7 protein-coding genes are annotated in these 6081 nt (G+C 48.3%); 3 read left to right on the top strand and 4 right to left on the bottom strand.

Features of this window, described 5'->3' with window-relative positions; translation table 11 throughout:
* Positions 1–515 precede the first annotated feature (515 nt).
* On the bottom strand, positions 516–863 hold the full coding sequence (locus tag ACKTSG_RS13440; protein ID WP_054714881.1) for a hypothetical protein: 348 nt from the start codon (positions 861–863) through the stop codon (positions 516–518).
* 162 nt (positions 864–1025) lie between these two features.
* Between ACKTSG_RS13440 and pepF the strand changes: the two genes are divergently transcribed.
* Positions 1026–2837 (top strand): oligoendopeptidase F, encoded by a 1812-nt coding sequence (pepF, locus tag ACKTSG_RS13435; RefSeq protein ID WP_407895485.1) that lies wholly within the window; start codon positions 1026–1028, stop codon positions 2835–2837.
* A 39-nt stretch (positions 2838–2876) separates the two neighbouring features.
* Here pepF and ACKTSG_RS13430 read toward each other — a convergent pair whose 3' ends face one another.
* Genes ACKTSG_RS13430 through ACKTSG_RS13420 form a run of 3 tightly spaced genes read right to left on the bottom strand, consistent with a single transcriptional unit; the run spans position 2877 to position 4705 of the window.
* Positions 2877–3182: a CHY zinc finger protein gene (locus ACKTSG_RS13430; RefSeq protein ID WP_407895483.1), complete on the bottom strand. Its 306-nt coding sequence runs from the start codon at positions 3180–3182 to the stop codon at positions 2877–2879.
* On the bottom strand, positions 3169–4131 hold the full coding sequence (locus tag ACKTSG_RS13425) for a biotin--[acetyl-CoA-carboxylase] ligase (protein WP_407895482.1): 963 nt from the start codon (positions 4129–4131) through the stop codon (positions 3169–3171). Before ACKTSG_RS13425 ends, ACKTSG_RS13430 begins: the two co-directional genes overlap by 14 nt.
* A 28-nt stretch (positions 4132–4159) precedes the next feature.
* Complete coding sequence (locus ACKTSG_RS13420) at positions 4160–4705, bottom strand: biotin transporter BioY (protein ID WP_407895480.1); 546 nt, start codon at positions 4703–4705, stop codon at positions 4160–4162.
* A gap of 126 nt (positions 4706–4831) precedes the next feature.
* Between ACKTSG_RS13420 and ACKTSG_RS13415 the strand changes: the two genes are divergently transcribed.
* Together ACKTSG_RS13415 and ACKTSG_RS13410 are read left to right on the top strand one after the other, a co-directional pair.
* Positions 4832–5476 (top strand): YdeI/OmpD-associated family protein, encoded by a 645-nt coding sequence (locus ACKTSG_RS13415; RefSeq protein WP_407895478.1) that lies wholly within the window; start codon positions 4832–4834, stop codon positions 5474–5476.
* Positions 5476–5772, top strand: coding sequence for a hypothetical protein (locus ACKTSG_RS13410; protein WP_407895476.1), 297 nt, complete (start codon positions 5476–5478; stop codon positions 5770–5772). Before ACKTSG_RS13415 ends, ACKTSG_RS13410 begins: the two co-directional genes overlap by 1 nt.
* Positions 5773–6081 lie beyond the last annotated feature (309 nt).

The following is a 6081-nucleotide window of genomic DNA, read 5'->3' as shown; positions in this document are numbered from 1 at the left end:
ACCTCGTTTATCTTTTGGTTTGGTCGCTTAAAGCATAACACTGGAGGGAGTAGGTGTTTTTGTGTTATCTAAAAAGGCCTAAAACTTCCAGCGTTGAAGTACTCTTCAACACCAAAAATTTTAGACCCTTTTTTACCGCCATTCAGTTATTTCAAAATTATTGTTGTCTCGTCAAGTTTGAATTTGGGCCGGAAGCTGGCTGCCGGTGCATAGTAGAAACGCAATTGGTGGTTTACCACCTAATGCGTTTCGCAGGTGGAGATTCACTTGAGCCATGAGCATCGCGATGGCTCAAGTTAGCTCCGATTCGGACCTCCACGATGCATCGGCAAGTCAGCTGGAGGCCTAAATCCTTGACGTCGAGCTTTTTTGAAGCAACGTCGACACAGCTAGCGACGTCTGAGGAGTCAAGCCAAAGACCAGCTCAACTCCTCAGACGAGGCTACCCGGTCGACTAAACCCGCTTCAAAACGCTCTGGCACAAAAAAACCAGCCGAGGCTGGTTTCAAAGTTGATTAATAATAACGGCTACGGTTACCAAAGTTGAGTTTGGCGACGATCGTATTAGGATCGGATTCTTGTTCTGGTTGGATCCACAGGCCTAAGCCATCGATTGTTTTCAACATGTAGTTGGTTACAGCGATTTCTTCTTCCGCAGGATCAAGGTTCAACCCGCCAGCTTCCCCTGCCGCCATGGCGTCTTCCAGTTGGAAAACAACCGTGTCAGAAAAAGTCGTTTTCAAATCGTTGTACAAGTCTTCGAGCTGCTTGTTGATGTAGGCATTGACTGCAGCAAAGCCGGCTGAGTTCTCCGCTTGCAAGTCATAGTAACGTGTTACCAAGTGGTTATTGTCAATGACCATTATGTCTTCCTCCTAAGGATACCGGTATCCCGGTTCGTTCACTCTTATTTTACCCTAAGCATATTCTTTTGAGTATATATTTTACCCAAAAAATCACTCTATTTGTAAGAATATGCCAATTTTGAGAACGTGTTATACTGGGGGCAAGCTTATCAAAAGGGAGTGTTGACCATGAGTTTACCGACGCGTGCAGCAGTGCCAACTGCAGACACTTGGGACCTCAGCGCCATTTTTAAAGATGAATTTGAATTTGAACAAACGATCAAAGCTACCAAAGAATTGATCCAAGACTTTCAACGCATCTACCAAGGTCGCCTGACGCAAGTGCCTGTGATTTTAGATGCCTTAGATGATTATGCCCATATCCTCGAAAATGAAAATCACTTGAGCTGTTACGCCAGCTTCCCGGTCAGCACCGACGTGACCGATAGCCAGCTCACTGCCACCAGCCATCGCGTCGATAATTTGTTGGCCACTTGGGAAAGTCAGCTCCATTTTGTCCAAGCGGAACTCAGCGCCCTTGACGATGCCGTACTCGATCAAGTCGCAGCAAAATCCGTCGATCACGCCGCCTTTATTCGCCATATTAAACAAAGCCGCAAGCAAGCCTTAGCCCCTGCGGTAGAAGAAGCGTTGGCTAAGCTTGAGCCAGTCTTAGATGCGCCAGAAGCGATCCGCTCTCAATCTGTGTTTGCAGATATGGATTTCGGCGAGTTCGAAGTCGATGGCAAAACTTATCCGTTGTCCTTCACCTTATATGAAGAAGAGTATCAAAAGCATCCTGACGTCACTATCCGTCGTGCGGCTTATTTGAAATTCTGCCAAACGCTGGCCAAGTATCAAAACACAATGGCCGCCGGTTATTTGGCCCAAGTCACCAAAGAAAAAACACTCGCCACCATGCGCGGTTATGATTCTGTGATCGATTACTTGCTGGCTGAACAAGAAGTGCCACGAGCGATGTTTGAACGCCAAGTCAACACCATCATGCACGACTTAGCGCCGGTCATGCGCCGATATGTGACCCATTTAAAGCAGACGTTGAAACTCGACCGCATCACTTACACGGACTTACAAGCCGATTTGGATCCTACTTTTTCGCCAAAAGTCACACGCAAAGATGCCCCGCACATGATCCATGAAGCCTTGAAGCCGTTAGGACCTGATTATCAAGCGCGGATCGCACCAGCTTTCACGGATCGTTGGGTCGATTTTCCTGGCAACGTTGGCAAAGAATCCGGCGCGTTTGCTGAATGTCCTTATGGCACACATCCTTATGTCTTAATGAGTTGGGCGGACACCTTGCCGAGCTTATACACGTTGATCCATGAACTCGGTCATTGTGGACAAATGACGCTAGCCGATGAACATCATTCGATTTTAGGCCATGAACCGTCTTGGTACATCGTCGAAGCGCCTTCGACATTCCACGAATTGTTGTTGACCAAGAGTTTGTTGGAAAAAGATAGCGATGCGCGCTTTGAACGGTTTGCGTTAAGCCGATTGTTAAATGATACTTACTTCCATAATTGTGTCACCCACTTGCTGGAAGCAGCCTTCCAAACCAAAGTTTATACGTTGATCGATGCCGGTGAGAGTTTTGACGCGGCTAAGCTCAATGAATTGAAACTGGGTGTGCTGAAAGAATTCTGGGGCGACAGCGTGGATCTTGACTTCGGGCAACCTGAACTGACTTGGATGCGTCAAAGCCATTATTACATGGGCCTGTACTCGTATACTTACTCAGCTAGCCTAGTCGTATCCACTGGCGCATTCCTGCGTCTGCAAGCAGGCGACCCTAATGCGGCTAGCGACTGGTTAAAATTCTTGACCCTTGGCGATAGCCTCACACCAATTCAAGAAGCGCAAGTGGCAGGGGTGGACATCACCACTGCCAAGCCGCTACATGACATGATCAATTTCTTAGATCAAAGCGAACAGCGTATTGAAGCGTTAAGCCAACAGATCAAATAGCACTAAAATGGACGCCTCAACAGTGAAGGCGTCCATTTTTTATTTGAAATAATGATCGGTATGTAATTCACAGCGTGGATTAAATGGATGCCCGCAATTGGGACACTGACCACTTTGATACTGCGTGTAAGTCATCACGTGCCGACAAGCACCACACAAGACTGGTGCTTGCGCTTTTGGGAGCGGCACGAAGTCATGATCACACAACGCATCGTGGCATTCATAACACGCCCAGAATTTTTGACACTGGCCACACCATAACGCGACCACATCAAAGTCAGTGTGATAATGCGCGCAGCGACCATCGGCATCTAACTGCAAGCCGTGAATTTCAGGCGTCAACATCCACTTTCACCACTTCTCCAGCAGTAACGGTTTGCAGGCCTTGATCAGTCAATAACTCAAGCCCGCCATTTTCTGCGATGTCCAACACTTTACCAGTTAAAATGCGTTTCCCGATTTTCACCGTGACGCGGTGGCCGATCACAGTAGAAAGCTTTCGATACGTTGGCAAGAAGTCGCCAGTTTGATAATCTACAGCCCGCTTTAAAATGTGATCGATCAAGCTGGCAGCCAAGGCATTGCGATCAATTGGCGTGTCGCTGATCGACCCGGCAACTTGTTTTAACGCATCAGGAAATTGTGCCGTATCGAGGTTCAAACCCACACCGATCACAAATGCCGCGCTGGTTGATGATTCTAACGCCAGCACCGCTTCACACAAGATCCCGGCGACTTTGCGATGATCGATCATCACATCATTGACCCACTTCAACCCAAAATCAGCCGTTGGGAAGAATTCGCGTAAGGCAGCCACTACCGCCGTCGCCACCCCAGTTGTCAACAACCCCACTTGCGTCAGATCTGCTTGAGGGTTGGGGATCACCAAAGATAAATACAGTCCGCTTTGGGCTGGTGAATAAAATTGCCGACCGCGGCGACCATAGCCATTGGTTTGCGCATCCGCCACAAACGCCGCTGGGGTGAGTTCAGTTTGCGTGGCTAACCATTTTTTGGCGACATCTTGCGTTGAGGTCACTGTTTTTTCAACGGTTAATGGCAATTCATGTTGAAGATGATAGGCGATCACCATGTCATCCAAATGCGCACAACTGACGTAGCGGTAGCCTTGGCTTTTGCGCGCGGCGATGTCATGTCCTGCTTTGCGCAAGGCGTTGATCGCTTTCCACACGGATTCTCGCGACAAGCCTAACTCCGCGGCTAAGCTGTCGCCGGAATGCCAGGTGTCGCCATCTGCGAGTAATGCTGTCAATACGCGTTGTTTGGTGTTCATGGTGTCGCCCTCCTTACCCTAGTAAGCTCTAGTGTAAGACTTTTCGTAGGCGTCTGGCAATCGCAACTGCAAATCCGAGTTTCAATAAATCGCCTGGCACAAACATCACATTGGAAGCTAGCGCGGCGCCAAATGGCATGTGCGATTGAACCGATAGCCAAATACTGCCGATCACATCAACAAACAAGACGAGAAACAACATTGCCCATAAAAATTCTTGCCAGGCTGGCTTATTCGCGGCATCAGTCATATGTATTACCCAAGCATTCAGCGCTGGCGCAAATAGCCAAGCAATTAAATACCCGCCTGTGGGTCCAGCAATGATGGCCAAGCCCCCGCGCCCGCCAGATAAAAACGGCAAGCCTAACGCCACCAATAACAAAAATACCCCGACAGCTAAGCTTCCGTATCGCGCCGGCAGAATTTCCCCAGCCAGCATCACGCCAAGATTTTGTAAAACCACTGCCACGGGAATAATGCCTAATGGGATCCCTGGAAATAAACCTAAAATAATCAATAACGCGCAAACCATTGCCCCCTGCATTAAATATTTCAATGTCGCATTTTGACCCATACTGTCACCTGTTTTCTTAGAATGACCTGAGTTTATCCGCTTGTAACCCATTTGTCAATCGTTGGGTTACAATTACCAGTTTCTAAATTTGACTGCGCGCGGTACACTAACATCAGGAGGTGCCTTATGCCTGAGCTGACTAAATTCAAATTTTCCAAATTCCACCATATCGTGGCAGATCCCTTGCCAGAGCCAATCCACAATGCCTTAGCAAATCTTGATTTCGACCAACGTGCGACTAAGCAAACGGACTTGCAGATCGTGGCAGTGATGACGCCAGCCGCGGCTAACCAGCGACTGCACGCCATCGCTAAGGCACAGCGTTTGGCTTTTGATGGGCATGTGTATTTGTTTTATCCCAAGGCTGGCAGCCGGCAGTTTTCTGGCATCAACCGCGATGCGATGTTGCGTGCGTTGAAATTGGATCGCCACACCGGCTTGCTTGGAGAATCTGGCTTTAAGTACAACGCGATGCTCAGCTTTGATGACGACTTCACCGTGCTTGATTTGAAATGGGCCCAAGCAGTCGCCACCAAAACCCGCTTAGCTGATTATGATGCGCAAGTGCCTAAGTTAACGGAGCGATTGTCCAAGCAAAACGCCAAACTACTCAATCAGTGGCAAACCTTAACGCCAGCGATGAAAAATCAGTGGGCGCGCTATATTTATTCGCCGAAGCGCCCAGTCACCCAGAAAATGCATTTTGAACAATTGCTGGTGGTACTGGCATCGGGACATCGCACACTAGAAGACTATACGGGGGCTCACTGATGCGCGTCTTGGATCTCTTACAACTGTTATCTGACCACAACAAAAATACCCCAGTGCGCGTGAAAATCGCTGGGGCATTACAAAATTTAGCCACGTTTGAATTGCAAATCGTCGATGAACAGCGGCAATTGTGGATCCACTCGCAACTGACTGGCAAACCGTTGAAAGTTTGGGAAGTGATGTTGCTGTTGGATAAGCCTGAATGGCGCCAAGCTTATGTTTATGTGATCGAGCCAGACGACATTCGGCCGTTGTTCGGCTTCCAAGAAATCACGTCAGGCTTGGCGTTGAATTAAACCTGGATTATTCATAGAATTTCAAAAAAGCAGCGCAATCCCACGATTCACACGGGACTGCGCTGCTTTGGTGTTTCACCCATTGGGTGCGCCTATATGCTAAGGTTGAGTCAACGAAAACCATCACGAAAGCGAGGCTTCACACCATCTCAACTTTAACCAGCTTATCCCTGCAATGCAATACCAATGTGACTGTGACCGCCGACGGCGGTCAACTTTCAAATGACGCCGGGCTCGTTTTGTTCCAAGAGTTTCTTCATCGTATCAACTTTAGGCAACTTGCCAATCAGTGCCTCAAGTTACCAGACC

Source organism: Lacticaseibacillus salsurae, from assembly GCF_045862175.1.
Classification (GTDB): domain Bacteria; phylum Bacillota; class Bacilli; order Lactobacillales; family Lactobacillaceae; genus Lacticaseibacillus; species Lacticaseibacillus salsurae.
This window is presented reverse-complemented; position numbering and strand designations above follow the sequence as displayed.

What these genes read in the sequence shown, in the direction of transcription:
- ACKTSG_RS13440 (WP_054714881.1), bottom strand. Translation starts at nt 863, where the DNA reads ATGGTCATTGACAATAACCACTTGGTAACACGTTACTATGACTTGCAA.
- ACKTSG_RS13430 (WP_407895483.1), bottom strand. Translation starts at nt 3,182, where the DNA reads ATGTTGACGCCTGAAATTCACGGCTTGCAGTTAGATGCCGATGGTCGC.
- ACKTSG_RS13425 (WP_407895482.1), bottom strand. Translation starts at nt 4,131, where the DNA reads ATGAACACCAAACAACGCGTATTGACAGCATTACTCGCAGATGGCGAC.
- ACKTSG_RS13420 (WP_407895480.1), bottom strand. Translation starts at nt 4,705, where the DNA reads ATGGGTCAAAATGCGACATTGAAATATTTAATGCAGGGGGCAATGGTT.
- ACKTSG_RS13415 (WP_407895478.1), top strand. Translation starts at nt 4,832, where the DNA reads ATGCCTGAGCTGACTAAATTCAAATTTTCCAAATTCCACCATATCGTG.
- ACKTSG_RS13410 (WP_407895476.1), top strand. Translation starts at nt 5,476, where the DNA reads ATGCGCGTCTTGGATCTCTTACAACTGTTATCTGACCACAACAAAAAT.